Raw genomic sequence first — 17366 nt, 5'->3', positions numbered from 1 at the left:
CTGTGGAGTAGCACTTTTATGGCACGCGTAACTGTTCAAGACGCTGTAGAGAAAATTGGTAACCGTTTTGACCTGGTGTTGGTCGCAGCCCGTCGCGCGCGCCAGATGCAGACGGGCGGCAAAGAGCCGCTGGTTCCGGAAGAGAACGATAAGACCACGGTTATCGCCCTGCGCGAAATCGAAGAAGGTCTGATCAACAACCAGATCCTCGACGTGCGTGAGCGTCAGGAGCAGCAGGAGCAGGAAGCTGCCGAGCTGCAGGCGGTAACCGCCATTGCGGAAGGTCGTCGTTAATTAACCTCAAGGGCAGCCTTTGTATCTGTTTGAAAGTCTGAATCTCCTGATTCAAAAATACCTGCCGGAAGAGCAGATCAAACGCCTGAAGCAGGCCTATCTGGTCGCGCGCGATGCGCACGAGGGACAAACGCGCTCCAGCGGTGAGCCCTATATCACCCACCCGGTCGCGGTGGCCTGCATTCTGGCCGAAATGCGTCTCGACTATGAGACGCTGATGGCCGCCCTGTTACACGACGTCATCGAAGATACCCCCGCTACCTACCAGGATATGGAACAGCTGTTCGGCAAGAGCGTCGCCGAACTGGTGGAGGGGGTATCCAAGCTCGACAAGCTGAAGTTTCGCGATAAAAAAGAGGCCCAGGCGGAAAACTTCCGTAAGATGATCATGGCGATGGTGCAGGACATCCGCGTCATTCTGATCAAGCTGGCCGATCGCACCCACAATATGCGTACCCTGGGTTCGCTGCGTCCCGACAAACGTCGCCGCATCGCGCGTGAAACCCTGGAGATCTACAGCCCGCTGGCTCACCGCCTGGGTATTCATCACCTGAAAACCGAGCTGGAAGAGCTGGGCTTTGAGGCCCTGTATCCCAATCGTTACCGGGTGATCAAAGAGGTGGTGAAGGCCGCGCGCGGCAACCGCAAGGAGATGATCCAAAAAATCCTGGCGGAGATCGACGGGCGCCTGACCGAGGCCGGCATGGCCTGCCAGGTCAACGGCCGTGAGAAACACCTCTACTCCATCTACCGCAAGATGCACCTCAAAGAGCAGCGCTTCCACTCCATCATGGATATCTACGCCTTTCGCGTCATCGTCAAGGACGTGGATACCTGCTATCGGGTGCTCGGCCAGGTGCACAGTCTGTACAAACCGCGCCCGGGGCGGGTGAAGGATTACATCGCCATTCCCAAGGCTAACGGCTACCAGTCGCTGCACACCTCGCTGATCGGGCCGCACGGCGTGCCGGTCGAGGTACAGATACGCACCGAAGATATGGATCAGATGGCCGAGATGGGGGTCGCCGCCCACTGGGCTTATAAGGAAGGCGAGTCGAGCACCACTGCCCAAATCCGTGCCCAGCGCTGGATGCAGAGCCTGCTGGAGCTGCAGCAGAGCGCCGGAAACTCCTTTGAGTTCATCGAAAGCGTGAAGTCGGATCTGTTCCCCGACGAAATCTACGTGTTTACCCCCGAAGGGCGCATCGTCGAGCTGCCGGCCGGCGCCACGCCGGTCGACTTCGCCTATGCGGTGCATACCGACATCGGCCACGCCTGCGTCGGCGCCCGCGTCGATCGCCAGCCCTATCCGCTGTCTCAGGCGCTGAGCAGCGGCCAAACCATCGAAGTGATCACCGCGCCGGGCGCCAGACCCAACGCCGCCTGGCTGAACTTTGTGGTCAGCTCTAAGGCGCGGGCCAAGATCCGCCAGATGCTGAAGAACCTCAAGCGCGATGACTCCGTCAGCCTGGGGCGCCGCCTGTTGACCCATGCGCTGGGCAACGGCCGCAAGCTGGCCAGTATTCCTGCGCCCAACATCCAGCGCGAGCTGGAGCGCATGAAGCTGCAGTCGCTGGACGACCTCTTGGCGGAGATCGGGCTGGGCAACGCGATGAGCGTCGTGGTGGCGCGCAATCTGCTGGGTGAACAGGATACGCCGCCGGGCGGCCGTAAGCTGCCGATCAAGGGCGCCGATGGCGTGCTGCTGACCTTTGCCAAGTGCTGTCGCCCCATTCCTGGCGATCCGATCATCGCCCACGTCAGCCCCGGCAAGGGCCTGGTGATTCACCATGAGTCCTGCCGTAACATCCGCGGTTATCAGAAAGAGCCGGAAAAGTTCATGCCGGTGGAGTGGGATAAGGAAATCGATCAAGAGTTTATCGCCGAAATTAAGGTTGATATGTTCAACCACCAGGGGGCGCTGGCCAACCTGACGGCAGCGATCAACGCGACGGCCTCCAACATTCAGAGCATGAACACCGAAGAGAAAGACGGGCGCGTCTACTCCGTCTATATTCGCCTGACCACCCGCGATCGCGTGCATCTGGCCAATATCATGCGCAAAATTCGCATCATGCCGGATGTCATTAAAGTCACCCGAAACAGAAACTAACCGCCATGACCCCACAACGCTATGCGCGGATCTGTCAGATGATGGCGGCACGCCAGCCGGATCTGACGGTCTGCATGGAGCAGGTTCACAAACCGCACAACGTCTCCGCCGTGATCCGCACCGCAGACGCCGTCGGCGTCCACCAGGTCCACGCCGTCTGGCCGGGCAAAAGCATGCGTACCCTGGTCTCCACCGCCGCCGGCAGCAACAGCTGGGTCAACGTTAAAACCCACCGGGATATCGCCACCGCCGTCGGCGAGCTGAAAGGTCAGGGCATGCAGATCCTGGCCACCAACCTCTCGGCAACCGCCGTTGATTTTCGCGAGATAGACTACACCCGACCGACCTGTATCCTGATGGGACAGGAGAAGCGTGGCATCAGCGCCGAAGCGCTGCAGCTGGCCGATCGCGATATCATCATTCCGATGGTCGGCATGGTGCAGTCGCTCAATGTCTCCGTCGCCAGCGCGCTGATCCTGTATGAGGCGCAGCGCCAGCGCCAGCAGGCCGGCATGTATGGTCGCAGCCAACCCTCCCTGAGCGAAGAAGAGCAGCAGCGCCTGCTGTGGGAAGGCGGCTATCCAGTCTTGGCCAGCGTCGCCCGCCGCAAGGGCTTGGCACGTCCGCACATCGGCGACGATGGGCAGATCGATGCGCCCCAGGCGTGGTGGGACGCCATGCAGGCCGCCCGGAGCTGATATGCAAGGCCGCCTGCTCGATGCCGTTCCGCTGACATCGCTCTCCGGCGTCGGCGCCAGCCAGGCGGGCAAGCTGGCCAAGCTCGGACTGGTTACCATACAGGATCTGCTGCTGCATCTGCCGCTGCGCTACGAAGACCGCACTCGCCTGTACCGTATCGGTGAATTGCAGCCCGGCATGGTGGTGACGGTGGAGGGCGAAGTACTGCGTACCGACGTCGCCTTTGGGCGCCGTCGCATGCTGACCAGTCAAATCAGCGATGGCTCCGGCCTGCTGACCCTGCGCTTTTTCAACTTCAGCGCCGCCATGAAAAATAGCCTCGCGCCGGGTAAACGGGTGCTGGCCTACGGCGAGATCAAGCGCGGCCACCACGGCGGAGAGATAATCCATCCCGAGTACCGCATGCAGGGTGACGACGCCGCGCCGGCGCTGCAGGAGGCGCTGACGCCGGTCTACCCGACCACCGAAGGCGTACGCCAGGCCACGCTGCGCAAGCTGAGCGATCAGGCGCTGGCGCTGCTCGATATCACCCCTATCCCAGAGCTGCTGCCCGACGCCCTAAAGCAAGGGCTCCTTAGCCTGCCCGATGCGCTGCGCACCCTGCACCGCCCACCGCCGGACATCCATCAAGAGGATCTGGCGCAGGGACGACACCCCGCCCAGCGGCGCCTGATTCTGGAAGAACTCCTGGCGCATCACCTCAGCATGCTGGCGGTACGCGCCGGCAACCAGCGCCATCGCGCGCTGGCCTTGGCAACCGATGACCATCTCAAACAACGTTTTCTCGCGGCGCTGCCCTTTACCCCGACGACGGCCCAGCGGCGGGTGCTGGGCGATATAGAGGCGGACATGGCCAAAAGCGTGCCGATGATGCGCCTGGTGCAGGGCGACGTCGGCTGCGGTAAAACCCTGGTCGCCGCCCTGGCGGCGCTACGCGCCATCGCCCATGGCCACCAGGTGGCGCTGATGGCGCCTACCGAGCTGCTGGCCGAACAGCATGCCGCCAACTTCCGCCAGTGGTTCGCCCCGCTGGGCCTAAGCGTTGGCTGGCTGGCCGGGAAACAGAAGGGGAAGGCGCGCCAGACGCAAATGGCGGCCATTGCCGCCGGCGAGGTAGACATGGTGGTCGGGACGCACGCCCTGTTTCAGGAGCAGGTGCAGTTCGCCGGCCTGGCGCTGGTGATCATCGACGAGCAGCATCGCTTTGGGGTTCATCAGCGGCTGGCCCTGTGGGAGAAGGGCGAGGCGCAGGGATTTCACCCGCACCAGCTGATCATGACCGCCACCCCGATCCCTCGCACCTTGGCGATGACCGCCTATGCTGATCTGGATACCTCGGTCATCGATGAGCTACCGCCGGGACGAACCCCGGTCACCACCGTGGCCATCGCCGATACCCGGCGTCAGCAGATCCTGGATCGGGTACGGCACGCCTGCCTGGAGGAGAAGCGCCAGGCCTACTGGGTCTGCACCCTGATTGAAGAGTCCGATCTCCTGGAGGCTCAGGCGGCCGAAGCCACGGCAGAGACCCTGATGCAGCAGCTTCCCGAGCTACGCATTGCGCTGGTACATGGTCGAATGAAAGCGGCGGATAAACAGCGGGTCATGACGCAGTTCAAGGCGGGAGAGGTCGATCTGCTGGTGGCCACCACGGTGATCGAGGTCGGGGTCGATGTCCCCAACGCCAGCCTGATGATCATTGAGAACCCCGAGCGTCTAGGGCTGGCGCAGCTGCACCAGCTGCGTGGACGCGTCGGGCGTGGGGCGATCGCCTCCCACTGCGTTCTACTGTACAAGGCGCCGCTGAGCCAGACGGCGCAGCGGCGACTGCAGGTGCTGCGCGACAGCAATGATGGTTTTGTTATTGCCCAGCGCGATCTGGAGATCCGCGGCCCCGGCGAGCTGTTGGGCACCCGCCAGACCGGCAACGCCGAATTCCGCGTCGCCGATCTGCTGCGCGATCAGGCGCTAATACCCGAAGTCCAGCGTATCGCTCGCCATCTGCACAGCGCCTATCCACAGCATGCACGCGCGCTGATCGAACGCTGGCTACCCGCCGGCAGCCGCTACTCCAACGCCTGAGCTGCGCCGACCAGCCTTAGCCGATCGCCTGTGCAAACAGCGGCAGCATTAAATACAGCTTAATAATGATGGCGTTGGCAATATCGATAAAGAAGGCGCCGACCATCGGCACGACCAAGAACGCCAGGTGGGAAGGACCAAAGCGCTCGGTGATGGCCTGCATATTGGCGATGGCCGTCGGCGTAGCGCCCAGCCCAAAGCCACAGTGCCCCGCCGCCAGCACCGCCGCGTCGTAGTTCTTTCCCATCACCCGATAGGTAACGAAAATGGCGTACAGCGCCATCACCAGCGTCTGCACCGCCAGGATCGCCAGCATCGGCAGCGCCAGCGAGGCCAGCTCCCACAGCTTCAGGCTCATCAGCGCCATCGCCAAGAACAGCGACAGACTGACGTTGCCCAATACCGAGACGGCGCGTTCGAACACCTGATAAAAGCCGATTTTTGACAGGGTATTGCTTAAGATAACCCCGACAAACAGCACGCAGACGAAGGTCGGCAGCTCCAGCGCCGAGCCGCGCAGCCACCCGGCGATCAGCTGACCGACCGTCAGGCAGATAACGATCAGCGCCAGGGTCTCAATCAGCACCAGCGAGGTGATCATGCGCCCGCTCTGCGGCTTCTCAAAGGCGCTGGGCACCGCATTGTCATCCGGCGTGCCGTCCGGCGTCGAAGAGTGCTTCACCAGGTAGCGCGCGACCGGGCCCCCGATCAGGCCGCCCAGCACCAGCCCAAAGGTTGCGCAGGCCATTGCCACTTCGGTCGCATTCTGGAAACCGTAGCGCTCAATAAACAGCTTGCTCCAGGCGGCGCCGGTACCGTGGCCGCCGGACAGCGTAATCGAACCGGCCAGCAGCCCCATCAGCGGATCCAGCCCCATCAGTTTCGCCATACTGATACCGATGGCGTTCTGCACGATCAACAGCCCAACCACCACAAACAGGAAAATACTCAGCGCCTTGCCCCCGGCGCGCAGGCTGGCCAGGTTGGCATTCAGACCAATGGTGGCAAAAAAAGCCAGCATCAGCGGATCCTTCAACGACATGTCGAAGTCGACTTCAAAACCGATGCTTTTTTTCAGGATTAGCAGGGCCAGGGCAACCAATAGCCCGCCGGCTACGGGTTCAGGAATGGTGTATTTGGTCAACAGAGGTATTTTTTGCACCATCTGGCGCCCCAACAGCAGCACCAGCGTCGCGGCAACCAACGTGCCATAAATATCCAAATGATACATTCAGGTACTCCATATAGTTTTTATATTTCAGAAAGTTATATAATTTCACCGTTTTTTCGCAGCTCAGTAACCCGACAATTTAATGACAAAGGTTGTGATGCGGCAAGCTTTTATCGAAAAAACTCTGCTGGATAAAAGCCACAAAAAAGTGGCCACGCACCCAACGCAAACGATTGCTTTTGTGGCGCAGATCATTAAAATGCGCCCATTGTTGATCCTGGATGCCCGCACACATGACCACTCAAACGACCGACCTCGATCCGATGGCCCAACCGACTACGCCCCCGACGACCCACAGCGAACTGATCTATCGTCTGGATGACTGCCCGCCGCTGGCGCAGACCCTGTTTGCCGCCTGCCAGCATCTGTTGGCGATGTTCGTCGCCGTCATCACCCCGGCCCTGTTGATCTGTCAGGCGCTCGGCCTGCCGGCGCAGGATACCCAGCACATCATCAGCATGTCGCTGTTCGCCTCTGGTCTAGCCTCCCTGCTCCAGATCAAAACCTGGGGCCCCGTCGGCTCCGGTCTGCTGTCGATTCAGGGCACCAGCTTTAACTTTGTCACGCCGCTGATCATGGGCGGTATGGCGCTAAAGAACGGCGGCGCCGATATTCCTACCATGATGGCGACGCTGTTTGGCACCCTGATGCTGGCCTCCTGCACAGAGATTATCCTGTCACGCTTCCTGCACCTGGCGCGCCGCATCATCACCCCGCTGGTCTCCGGTATCGTCGTGATGATCATCGGTCTGTCGCTGATCCAGGTCGGCCTGATCTCCATCGGCGGTGGCTATAGCGCAATGGGCGATCACAGCTTCGGCGCGCCGCGAAATCTGCTGCTGGCCGGGGCGGTGCTGCTGGTGATCATCCTGCTCAATCGCCAACGCAACCCCTACCTGCGCGTCGCCTCGCTGGTGATCGCGATGGCCGTCGGCTACGGCCTAGCCTGGCTGATGGACATGCTGCCGGCGTCCGCCGCGCAGCCGAATACGGCGCCGCTGGTCACGATACCAACCCCGCTGTACTACGGCCTGGGGATAGACTGGAACCTACTGATACCGCTGATGCTGGTGTTTATGGTGACCTCGCTGGAGACCATTGGGGATATCACTGCGACCTCGGATGTCTCAGAGCAGCCGGTCTCCGGGCCGCTGTACATGAAGCGCCTGAAGGGCGGCGTGTTGGCCAACGGCCTCAACTCTATGCTGTCGGCGATCTTCAATACCTTCCCCAACTCCTGCTTCGGACAGAATAACGGCGTGATCCAGCTGACCGGCGTCGCCAGCCGCAAGGTCGGCTTCGTGGTCGCGCTGATGCTGGTCCTGCTCGGCCTATTCCCCGCCGTCGCCGGGTTTGTCCAGCATATTCCCGAGCCGGTGCTCGGCGGCGCCACCATCGTGATGTTTGGCACCATCGCCGCCTCAGGGGTGCGTATCGTCTCGCGTGAGCCGCTCAACCGCCGCGCCATCATGATCATGGCGCTGTCGCTGGCCGTGGGGCTGGGCGTATCGCAGCAGCCGGAAATCCTACAGTTTGCCCCTCAATGGCTGAAAACCCTACTCTCCTCCGGCATTGCGGCAGGCGGGATCACCGCTATCGTACTGAATCTGATCTTCCCGCACGAAACTCACCGCTGATCCCCGCAGCGCGGGCCTGATAACAGGCCCGCTTTCGCCTTTCACAACGCTTTCCCTTGAGCCTCGCTCATAATTACGGCATAAACTAGGCTGTGCCCGGCGAACGGGGCCAGATCGCTCTCGGCCTTTGAGAGGCATCAACGCTCTCCTGGACACTGCCGCGTATGCCGCCCCGGAACACTGAAAGGACGAATCACCATGAAAGTTATCGGGAAACTGCTGCTGACGCTCTGCGTACTGATCCTGCTGGCGCTGGCGGCGGCCTATTTTATCGTGCAGAGCCGCTGGGGAGCCCGCCAGATAAGCGACTGGGTCAACCAACACACCCACTACCGCATCACGCTGAGTGCGCTGCAGCATACCCTGGGTCAGCCGGCGACAGTGCAGGTTAACGGCTTCAGTCTGGCCCGCGCCGGTCAGCCCCCGCTGATCCAGTCAGCGACGCTGCGCCTGACCTTCGGCTGGCAGCAGCTTAGCGCACCGCGCCACTTTAGCGCGATTAGCCTCAGCGGCGGCAAACTGACGCTGACGCAGGACGGCATACCACCTCTGCCCATCAGCGCCGCCGCCCTGCGCCTGCACGATATGCAGATCCTCTGGCCCCACGCTGACTGGCCCCTGCAGGCCTCCGACGTAGACGGCGGCATCGTTCCCCTGCGCCCCGGCAGTACCAAGGTGGATTTTCAGTTCAGCGCCGCGGCGCTGAACATCGGCGAGATTCCGGCCAAAAACGTGCTGGTACAGGGGGAGTATCGGGATCGCCAGCTGTGGCTGAATAACCTGGGTGCCGATGTGGCCAATGGGCAAATGACGGCGCAGGCGCTGCGCCAGGCCGATGGCACATGGCGTATCGATAGCCTGCGGCTGAGCCAGATCCACTGGCAAAGCCCACAGGCGCTGCGGCCGTTTCTACACGCGCTGCAGATCCTGCCGCCGTTGACGCTCGTCCGGCTCGATCTGCTGGGCGCTAACCTTGAGGGCAAAGGCTGGGCGCTGGGCGGGCTGGATGCCACTCTGCGCAACGTCTCGCTGACCGATGGCCATTGGCATAGCCAACGGGGATCGCTGGCCTTCAACGCGGCGGATATCGTGCTCGGGGCGGTGCATCTGAGCGATCCGCTGCTCAGCGCCGACCTCACGCCGCAGGGGATCACGCTGCGCCAGTTCAATACCCGCTGGAGCAATGCGCTGATCCGCGCCAGCGGCGACTGGCAGCGTGACAGCGGCCATCTGACCCTCAACGATTTGGCCGTCGTCGGCCTGGAGTACACGCTGCCCAGCGCATGGCGCACGCTGTGGCTACGCCCGCTGCCCGCCTGGCTGCAGGAGATCACGCTGCAGCGCTTCTCTCTCAGCCGCACCCTGTTGGTCGATATTAACCCCGACTTTCCATTTCAGATGACCGCGCTGGATGGCTTTGGTAGCCATGTCACCCTCGCCCGCCAGCGCCGCTGGGGGATCTGGCAGGGGCAGATGCAGTTCAATGCCAGCGAGGCTACCTTTAATAAGGTGGATCTGCGCCGTCCATCGGCAACGCTGCTGGCGGACGGCGGCACCGTCCGCGTCAGCGATCTCAGCGCGATTTCACAGAAGGGATTACTGGAGGCCAGCGCGACCCTGATCCAGGACGATAGCCTATTAACGCTGGCGCTCCACGGGCGCGGCGTACCGGTCAGTCAGTTGGATGCCTGGGGCTGGCCTGCGCTGACGACGCTGCAGGGCGATATGAATCTACAGCTGACGCTACGCGCGCCGCTGCAGGCCGGCACGCCGTTCCGCCAAGGCGTCGAGGCGACGCTGCAGGCGCAGGACGGCCACGGCCACACGCTGCATCAACGCATGGTCAGCGGGCAGCTTGTCGCAGAGCCGTCACCGATCGCTACGGAGGGCCGATAGTCTGTCGGCCCCCCGCGACGCTTATTGGGCAAAGGAGAGGGTATTGAGCACGCCGTTGGCGATATTGGCCGCTTCTTGGCGATTATCGCCCGGCAGGGAGATCTGCATGGTCATCAGCTGATCGCCGACCTGGGCTAAGATAATGCTGGAGTAGATGGCGTGACCGTTCGCCTGCTGCATACTCACGACCTTCTCAACGTCCTTTCCACCCAGCTTAACGCTCTCAGACGAGACCAGCTGCAGGCTGGCGTCGCGTGATTTCTGCTGGTCAATCAGGCGGGTCGACAGGGTATTCAGGTTATCCTGCGGCATCGGCGCCAAGATGACGATCACCGCCTGCTGCCCGGTTTTATTGGCATACACGGACATATTGTTGGTCTGTGAGCCCAGCTTGCTGGTCTGATCGCTCAGTCCCGCAGGCAGCGTAAAGCCAATCTTACCGTCTAACAGGCTGACTTTGGCACCCGCCGGCACGCTGGGCTGAGTCGCGCTCGCACCCTGCGCCGGTGCGTTGGTCTCCGCGGTGGAGCTGCCATCGCAGGCGGCCAGTCCGGTAACCAACAGCCCGACGCCGATCAACTTCACTAAATTACCCATGGAAATTCCTTATGTTGTCCGAAGGTCTAATTCCACATCGCACCCGATCGCGGAACAAAAAGCAAGTAACCGTATGTTACGCCGCATCTAAACGCAGATCCCTGACCAGACGCAGACGGTAATCGACAACCTCGTCCTGAGGCTGCACCTGAATAATGTGATAGCCATTATTTATCAACATCATCAGCATCGAGGAAAAGCCATTACGGGTTTTTACCTCAATACGCCGATACCCTTGATTTAACGCCCACGCCTGCTGCGCATGCAATAGGATTTGAGCGATTCCTTTACGTCGCCAGCCGGGTAACACGCCGCCAAGCCAGCTGTAGAACGTCTGTTCATCCAGCGCATAGCCCACTTTACACGTCACGGCCGCCGCTGCGGGCGATCAGGAGACTGGCCTGACGGCCGGCAAGACGCCGCTGTATATCCGCCAGCGAATGGCGCGGAGCAAACTCCGGAATGGCCCGATACAGCGCCAAGATCGCGGCCGGGGTGGCCGAGTGCAGTGTGATCGGTGTCATCGTGCGCCTCCTGTCGGAAGATAAAAGGAGAGCATAGCGTAAAACGTCGAAAAGGCGGAGTCAGGGAAAAAATACCCTGTGCGACGGGCACAGGGTAGGCGGCGGCCTTACTGATAGCGCAGACCAAAGCCGTAGGGACGCCAGGTATCCAGAGCACGGTAACCCGGCATATCGGAGAGTTGGTTCACGACCGCCTGCGCCTGATTAGGCAGCGCAAAGGGAAGGCGACCCTGCGGATTAAAACGCCCGCTGAGCACATCCATCAACGCATGGTCGGAAACCCCAAACGTCGCCAGGATGGCTCCGGCGCGATCCATTCCACTGGCGCGGTCTAGCACAAACGGCTGGCGATAGTTTATGGATAAAATCGTATTGGCCGCCCCAACCCGCGCCATAATCGTCTGGATATCGGCCAGCGACGGCGTTATTTGCCACGTTTTAGCCCGGGCCATCGCGCTAAAGGCCAGATCATTCAGCTCATCCTCGGCGGCACCGCCAAAGCGGCGCGCCTCGACATAGGGATTGCTGACCACCACGCGAACGATCGCCCGCGCCGTCTGGGGCGGTATCGCGGGCAGCGCGCCGCCGCGCCGATCGCCGCTGATCACCCGAAACCCGTACGCCTCAACAATCGCCTTATCCATCCCCACCACATACAGCGTCTGCGCGGGCGCCAGTGGTAATAGCGGCGCCCTATCGTCGCCATTTTTCAACAGGACGATGGACTTACGCTGCGCCAGCGAGGCCAGCGCCTGAAACGCCTTATTGCCCAACGTTTGCGTGGCCCGTTCGGGGTCAACATAGGCGTTTTCAAACAGCCCCAGCGTAAATTGCTCTTTCAACAGCCGACTGACCGCCAGATCGACCCGCTCTTGGCTAATTTTTCCCGCGCGGATCGTGTCATATACGATGGCATTGCTGTGATAGCCCGAAAGGACATCCGTCCCCGCATTGACCGCGATGGCAATCTGCTCCTGCTCCGGCAGGTGTTCAATGCCCCATGCGCGATCGCCGATAATCCCGGTATCGCTATTGACATACCCCTTGAATCCCAGCTGTTCACGCAGCAGCCCGGTGATAACGCCGGCCGAGAACGCCATGCCGACGTCGTTTGGCGTCAGCGCCTGGCCGACGGGAATACCGTAATAGGGCATGATCGCCGACACGCCGAGCTCAATGGCGGTAATAAAGGGTTTCAGGTGATAGCGAAAGTTCTGCCCGGCATAGTTCTGATTTTTCCCGTAGGCATAGTGGGGATCGCCGCCGTTCTCCTGCGGGCCCCCGCCGGGAAAATGCTTTATGGTCAGCGCGATACTGTCGCGGCCCAGCCGCTCTCCCTGTAACCCCAGGATCAATTGGCGGGCAATATCCGACATCAGATCGGCGTCCTCGGTAAAGGTTTCATGAACGCGATACCAGCGGGGCTCCGTCGCCAGATCCATCATGTAACCATACATGCCGCGGATACCGACGGCACGCCACTCCTGGGCCATAATCCCGGCAAACTCACGGATAAGGGACATGTCTCGGGTGGCCGCCAGCCCCGCCTCTTTCGGCCAGGAGGAGAATGCGCCGCTAATCACGTTGATCCCCTCCCGCGCCTGGGGATCGAGGTGATTGCGGGCGTTAGACTTAAACAGCGCCGGAATGCCGTGGGGGGTTCGCTCCGCCATCTCCTGTGCCTGATTTAGCGCCTCTGCCACCTCGCGCGGCGTCAGCTGATTGGTACCGGACTGCGGCTGCGACACCACCGGATTACGGAAAATAAAGCGCGTCATATGCTGCTCACGGATTAACGCAGCATCCTCCTGGCGGATCGCGCCCTGCGGTGCCACCCGGAACGTATCGATCATCATCATGCCGGCCTTTTCCCGCAGCGTCATACGCGCGACCAGATCGGCGCTGCGCTGCTCCGCAGAAAGCCGCCAATCCTCATAGGGATCCAGGCGACCATTGCCGTTAGCATCGCGAAAGGTGTATCCCTGAACATGCAGCAGCGGATGCACGCGGGATACCACCGGCGGCTGCTCAGCGTCGGCGGCATACGTCGTCGCAGTCAGCGGTGACAGCAGGGCGCATATCAATATCGGGTATTTATACATCCGTACTGATCTATACATAATATTCTCCTCAGAAAAATCTCTCCTGTGGAGGAACATAGCGCAGAAAAAAACGAAATAAAATTATATATAACAATGATATATATTTGATTTTTATAGTTTTAATTTATCAGTTCACGGCGGCGGTCCCCCTAAACGACAACGGGGCGCGCCTGCGCGCACCCCGTTTCGTCTCCCTCATCCCACGTGAACTACGCCAGCGAGGCCTGCTGCTGGCGAAACGCTATCCGCTTCAGCAGCATATTCAGCATAACGCCGTACATCGGCAAAAAGAAAACCATGCTAATCAATAGCTTGAATGCATAATCCACCAGCGCAATCTCTACCCAGTGGGTTGCCATAAACGCGTCGCTGCTGCGGTAAAAGGCAATAAAGAAAAACGACAGCGTATCGCTGATGTTGCCAAACAGCGTCGAGGCGGTCGGTGCAACCCACCAGGCTCGCGTCTGCCGCAGGCGATTAAACACATGCACATCCAGTATTTGACCCAGCACATAGGCCATAAAGCTGGCGCAGGCAATGCGCGCGACCATCAGGTTAACGCTGCCCAGCGCGGCAAAGCCCTGCCACTGCCCCTGAAAAAATAGGGCGGAGACACAGTAGGAGATCAGCAGCGCTGGCACCATCACCGCCAAAATAATACGCCGAGCCAGCGGTGCGCCAAAGATACGCACGGTCAGATCCGTCGCCAAAAAGATAAACGGGAAGGTAAAGGCGCCCCAGGTGGTATGGAAACCGAACACGGTGATCGGCAGCTGCACCAGATAGTTGCTTGATGTGATAATCAAGACGTGAAAGAGAGACAGCCAACAAAGGGCCGTAAACCGCTGCTGCGGTGTAAAACTAAACATCGATGTCACCTTTTTGGTTATTGGGGTGAGGGAACCCAAGAAAACGATCATCCTTAACGGATGCGGCGGCGATCATACCCGGCTCTCGCCACGATGCAACGGTTATTTTTCACGCAATCGTTAACGCCCTTTGCAGCCTGCGCTGCGCCGGGTACACTAGGGCGCGTCCCGTAACGGCGCACGTCAGCGACGCGCACGGCCAATGACGGGATACGCCCTAGCGACGTGAGATTATTTATTCGTGCGACCGCCCTGAACGGCGCTATTCAGAGACCTGCCATGACCGATCTGTTCGCCAATCCGGACAAAACCCTAGACGCTCTGGGCCTGCGCTGCCCGGAGCCGGTAATGATGGTACGCAAGGCCGTACGCCATATGGCGGCGGGTGAAACCCTGCTGATCATCGCCGACGATCCGGCCACCACCCGCGATATTCCCGGCTTCTGCCGTTTTATGGATCACGCCCTGCTGGCGCAGGAGATCGAGCAGACGCCCTACCGCTATCTGCTGCGCAAAGGCGGCGCCTGAGCTGCCCGACCAGGCCGGGCACCCCATGGCTTAGCCCCTTACAGCGGGCTAAGAGTGATTTCCACGCGGCGGTTTTGTGCTTTCCCCGCGGCAGTGCTGTTCGTTGCAATCGGGTTCGCCGGCCCCATGCCGATGGTGCGAATGCGTCCCGCGGACACGCCCTGAACGATCAGCGCGCTGGCAACGCTGTCGGCGCGCTGCTGTGACAGGCGCATGTTCAGATCGCGGCTACCGGTGCTATCGGTATAGCCCACGACGTTAACCGCCGTTTTCTGGTACTCCTTCAGCACCATCGCCACCCCGGTCAGTGTATTGGCACCGGCCGGCTTCAGATTGCTGCTATTCGAATCAAAGGTCACGTTATTCGGCATATTCAGGACAATGTTATCGCCCTGACGGGTGACGCTCACCCCGGTACCGCGCATCTTGTCGCGCAGCTTCGCCTCTTGCACATCCATGTAATAACCGATGCCGCCGCCCAGCGCCGCACCCGCCGCCGCGCCGATCAGCGCCCCCTTACCACGATCGCTCTTAGAAGAGGAGAGTGCGCCCACGCCGGCGCCCAGCAGGGCACCCAAGCCGGCGCCGACGCCGGACTTCCCAGCCTGAGACTCACCGGTATAGGGATTGGTGGTACATCCGGAAAGGATCAGCGCCGCACTGATCAGGCCTGCGATGCAAAAACGGCTTTTTTTCATGAATAAACCTCAATGTCGATAAATGTCCCCGCTCCCGGGGACGTCAAGATAGCGTGATGCGCGATGCGCGGCACCTGCCGCGGTCGCGCTGCCCCCGTCTGACCGGCTCGGTGGGCATTGGTTCAGTATGAGTGGAGCAAAAATCACGTCACAGGATAAGGGTAACAACTCCTAAAATCGCAAACAGCAGAGAAGAAAGTCGCCTTCCCCAACCGCTCTTCAGGTAGGGCTGCAGCCGAGCACCGAACCACAGCATCGGCGCATTGGCCAGCACCATCCCCAGCGTCGACCCCAGGACGACCCAGGTAATATGCTGATAGTGCGCGCCCAGCAGGACGGTCGCAATCTGGGTCTTATCGCCAATCTCAGCCAGAAAGAACACCACCAGCGACGTCCAGAAGGGATGCCCCCCGCGGATCTCACCGTCATCTTTATCGGGAAACAGTACCCACACGGCCATGGCCAAGAAGCCCGCCGCCACCATCCAGCGCATAATCTGCGGACTGAGAAACTGCGTGACCAGCTCCCCTATCAGGGCAGCAAAGTAGTGGTTAACCAGCGTTGCCAGAATAATTGCCAACAGGATCAGGAAAGGCTTACCAAAGCGCGCTACCAGCAGCAGCGTCAAAAGCTGAGTTTTATCGCCGATTTCAGCCAGGGCGACGGAGCTCATCGAAGTAAGAATAATGGACACAGCGGAACATATACCGGGGTGAGTCTCATAGACACATGGCGCGACCAGGCCCTCACCCCGGAGTGCGCCTTGGCCGGCCACAGGTCTCGTCAACCCATCTCGTGACGGGCGCTGACGCCATGGTGATAACACCAAGTTTGTTGACGTCAGCGTCGGCGCTGGCGCACCGACAGACTACTCCCCCATGACGGAAGAGCGCGCAGTGTAATCAAGACGCTCGCTTTTCTCAAGCACCGCCCTACGCTGCCACAGCAGCGTGGCCACCGCCTGACCGGTCTGCGCCTGGATCTGTCTGTCGATGCAGTGAAACCCCTGACGGCGGTAAAAAGCCTGCGCCCGCAGGTTGGCACAGTATGCCTCTAACAGCAGCCAGGGATGGTGGCGTTTAGCGTGGCGCATCAGGCGCTGTGCCACGCCGCGTCCGCGGTAGCGCCGCGCCACGAACAGCGCACCGAGCAGATGGCCAGGCAATATGCAGATAAAGCCGCCGATCCGTCCACGGTCGGTCGCCAGCCACGTCTGCCCCTCCGGCAGATAGGCATCGCGCACCCACGGCAGGCTGGCGCGCCAGTAGCCGGGCGGTATCGCCGGGTGAGCCTGGATCGTCAGCTTCAGCCACAGCGCCAGCAGCGCCGACGTATCAGCGGGCCTGGCCGGACGCAGATACAGGGGACGCATCATGGTACAGACAGCAGCCGGGCATATGGTCATTCACCATCCCACAGGCCTGCATGAAGGCGTAGCAGATCGTGGTGCCGACAAAGGTAAAACCGCGCTGCTTCAGCGCGCGGGCCAGGGCATCAGAAACCGACGTGTGCGTCAGCGCCTGCCATCCGCCCTCCGGCGGCGCCAGCGGTGCCCCGCCGACGAACGACCAGATAAAGGCCGAAAACGCCTCGCCGCGCTGCGCCATCGCCAGCAGGGCCCGGGCATTGGTGACGATCGCCTCCAGCTTGCGCCGGTTGCGGATTAGCCCCTGGTCCAACAGCAGGTCAGCGATATCCTCTGCCGTCATCGCCGCCACCTTGGCGGGATCAAAGCCATGGAAAGCCTGCCGGTAACGTTGACGCTTTTTCAGCACCGTCAGCCAGGAGAGCCCGGCCTGCTGTCCTTCCAGACACAGCAGTTCGAACAACGCCTGCCCGTCATACAGCGGCCTACCCCACTCATGATCGTGATAGGCGATATACAGCGGATCGGCCGAAACCCAGGCACAGCGCGGCGGCGCGTGGTCGTCCATACGTTCTCCCGATAACAGTCTTCAGCGCATCATACCCTGCCAGAGCGTCAGCGCCCGGCGTTGATGCGATATTTTGCACGTAAAATCCGCAATAGCGGCGCCTGCGGGCTAAAAAAGCGCGCCTTGTCGCACTATTGCTGTATATCTTACGCTCAGGCGGTA

General features: G+C 60.9%; 17 protein-coding genes and 1 riboswitch. Of the genes, 7 read left to right on the top strand and 10 right to left on the bottom strand.

Features of this window, described 5'->3' with window-relative positions; translation table 11 throughout:
- Positions 1-18 precede the first annotated feature (18 nt).
- The 4 genes from rpoZ to recG are packed head-to-tail and all read left to right on the top strand — an operon-like array spanning position 19 to position 5188.
- Positions 19-294, top strand: coding sequence for a DNA-directed RNA polymerase subunit omega (rpoZ, locus tag L1P05_RS00145; RefSeq protein WP_005291030.1), 276 nt, complete (start codon positions 19-21; stop codon positions 292-294).
- 19 nt (positions 295-313) lie between these two features.
- Positions 314-2407: a bifunctional GTP diphosphokinase/guanosine-3',5'-bis pyrophosphate 3'-pyrophosphohydrolase gene (gene spoT / locus L1P05_RS00140; protein WP_012846912.1), complete on the top strand. Its 2094-nt coding sequence runs from the start codon at positions 314-316 to the stop codon at positions 2405-2407.
- A 5-nt stretch (positions 2408-2412) separates the two neighbouring features.
- Positions 2413-3105: a tRNA (guanosine(18)-2'-O)-methyltransferase TrmH gene (gene trmH, locus L1P05_RS00135; RefSeq protein WP_015460653.1), complete on the top strand. Its 693-nt coding sequence runs from the start codon at positions 2413-2415 to the stop codon at positions 3103-3105.
- 1 nt (position 3106) lies between these two features.
- Positions 3107-5188: an ATP-dependent DNA helicase RecG gene (gene recG / locus L1P05_RS00130; RefSeq protein WP_012846910.1), complete on the top strand. Its 2082-nt coding sequence runs from the start codon at positions 3107-3109 to the stop codon at positions 5186-5188.
- A gap of 16 nt (positions 5189-5204) precedes the next feature.
- On the opposite strand, the gene gltS is transcribed toward recG, so the two are convergent.
- Positions 5205-6419, bottom strand: coding sequence for a sodium/glutamate symporter (gltS, locus tag L1P05_RS00125; protein ID WP_012846909.1), 1215 nt, complete (start codon positions 6417-6419; stop codon positions 5205-5207).
- Positions 6420-6652: 233 nt separating this feature from the next.
- On the opposite strand from gltS, the gene L1P05_RS00120 reads away from it, so the two are divergent.
- Complete coding sequence (locus L1P05_RS00120; protein ID WP_012846908.1) at positions 6653-8056, top strand: nucleobase:cation symporter-2 family protein; 1404 nt, start codon at positions 6653-6655, stop codon at positions 8054-8056.
- A 198-nt stretch (positions 8057-8254) separates the two neighbouring features.
- On the top strand, positions 8255-9952 hold the full coding sequence (locus L1P05_RS00115; protein WP_012846907.1) for an AsmA family protein: 1698 nt from the start codon (positions 8255-8257) through the stop codon (positions 9950-9952).
- Between the two features lie 21 nt (positions 9953-9973).
- On the opposite strand, the gene L1P05_RS00110 is transcribed toward L1P05_RS00115, so the two are convergent.
- The 5 genes from L1P05_RS00110 to L1P05_RS00095 form a co-directional block, all read right to left on the bottom strand.
- Entirely contained in the window at positions 9974-10549 is a 576-nt protein-coding gene (locus L1P05_RS00110) for a DcrB family lipoprotein (RefSeq protein ID WP_012846906.1), read from the bottom strand.
- Between the two features lie 76 nt (positions 10550-10625).
- Positions 10626-10919 (bottom strand): GNAT family N-acetyltransferase, encoded by a 294-nt coding sequence (locus L1P05_RS00105; RefSeq protein WP_306304637.1) that lies wholly within the window; start codon positions 10917-10919, stop codon positions 10626-10628.
- Complete coding sequence (locus tag L1P05_RS17525) at positions 10909-11073, bottom strand: hypothetical protein (protein WP_012846904.1); 165 nt, start codon at positions 11071-11073, stop codon at positions 10909-10911. Before L1P05_RS17525 ends, L1P05_RS00105 begins: the two co-directional genes overlap by 11 nt.
- Positions 11074-11180: 107 nt before the next feature.
- Complete coding sequence (locus tag L1P05_RS00100) at positions 11181-13193, bottom strand: glycoside hydrolase family 3 protein (protein WP_012846903.1); 2013 nt, start codon at positions 13191-13193, stop codon at positions 11181-11183.
- Between the two features lie 191 nt (positions 13194-13384).
- Positions 13385-14044, bottom strand: coding sequence for a 7-cyano-7-deazaguanine/7-aminomethyl-7-deazaguanine transporter (locus L1P05_RS00095; RefSeq protein ID WP_012846902.1), 660 nt, complete (start codon positions 14042-14044; stop codon positions 13385-13387).
- 279 nt (positions 14045-14323) lie between these two features.
- Between L1P05_RS00095 and tusA the strand changes: the two genes are divergently transcribed.
- A complete protein-coding gene (gene tusA, locus L1P05_RS00090; RefSeq protein ID WP_014524145.1) occupies positions 14324-14572 on the top strand; it encodes a sulfurtransferase TusA in 249 nt (82 codons plus the stop codon).
- 38 nt (positions 14573-14610) lie between these two features.
- Here tusA and L1P05_RS00085 read toward each other — a convergent pair whose 3' ends face one another.
- The 4 genes from L1P05_RS00085 to L1P05_RS00070 all read right to left on the bottom strand — a co-directional run bounded on the left by L1P05_RS00085 (position 14611) and on the right by L1P05_RS00070 (position 17204).
- A complete protein-coding gene (locus L1P05_RS00085; protein WP_012846900.1) occupies positions 14611-15270 on the bottom strand; it encodes an OmpA family lipoprotein in 660 nt (219 codons plus the stop codon).
- Between the two features lie 148 nt (positions 15271-15418).
- Positions 15419-15964: a TMEM165/GDT1 family protein gene (locus L1P05_RS00080; RefSeq protein ID WP_225857420.1), complete on the bottom strand. Its 546-nt coding sequence runs from the start codon at positions 15962-15964 to the stop codon at positions 15419-15421.
- A 91-nt stretch (positions 15965-16055) separates the two neighbouring features.
- Positions 16056-16159: riboswitch (yybP-ykoY riboswitch) on the bottom strand.
- A complete protein-coding gene (locus L1P05_RS00075) occupies positions 16139-16645 on the bottom strand; it encodes an N-acetyltransferase (RefSeq protein WP_014524144.1) in 507 nt (168 codons plus the stop codon). Its footprint overlaps the riboswitch before it by 21 nt.
- On the bottom strand, positions 16605-17204 hold the full coding sequence (locus L1P05_RS00070; protein ID WP_012846897.1) for a DNA-3-methyladenine glycosylase I: 600 nt from the start codon (positions 17202-17204) through the stop codon (positions 16605-16607). The genes L1P05_RS00075 and L1P05_RS00070 overlap by 41 nt, the downstream gene beginning before the upstream one ends.
- Positions 17205-17366: the final 162 nt, after the last annotated feature.

The sequence above is a fragment of the Edwardsiella piscicida genome, assembly GCF_021733145.1.
GTDB classification, from domain to species: domain Bacteria; phylum Pseudomonadota; class Gammaproteobacteria; order Enterobacterales; family Enterobacteriaceae; genus Edwardsiella; species Edwardsiella piscicida.
Note: the sequence above shows the minus strand (reverse complement) of the source record. Positions and strands in the feature narration are given on the sequence as shown.